This is a genomic window from Streptomyces sp. NPDC047917, assembly GCF_043204345.1.
Taxonomy (GTDB): Bacteria; Actinomycetota; Actinomycetes; order Streptomycetales; family Streptomycetaceae; genus Streptomyces; species Streptomyces sanglieri.
The window spans coordinates 112,606-112,918 of the sequence record NZ_JBIDCA010000021.1; the positions used below are offsets into that span (position 1 = coordinate 112,606).

Genomic DNA, 313 nt, shown 5'->3' on the forward strand with positions numbered 1-313 from the left:
CACACCCGCACCGACCCGACGTAGCCGGTGGTGAGGGCGTGGGGGCGGCCATCCAGCTCCGCCACCGCCACCGAACGGATCGGGCCGGTGTGGCCGACGAGTTGACGGGTCTCCTCTCCGGTGGTCAGGTCCCACACCCGCACCGACCCGTCGTCGCTGGCGGTGAGGGCGTGGGGACGGCCGTCCAACTCGGCCACCACCACCGAACGAACCCAGTCGGTGTGGCCGACGAGTTGACGGGTCTCCTCTCCGGTGGTCAGGTCCCACACCCGCACCGACCCGTCGTCGCTGGCGGTGAGGGCGTGGGGACGGC

Annotated in this window: 1 pseudogene; it reads right to left on the minus strand. The window is 72.5% G+C overall.

Going from position 1 to position 313, the window contains the following annotated elements:
- Positions 1 to 313, minus strand: a pseudogene (locus ACGF8B_RS38835) (hypothetical protein); the annotation flags it as partial.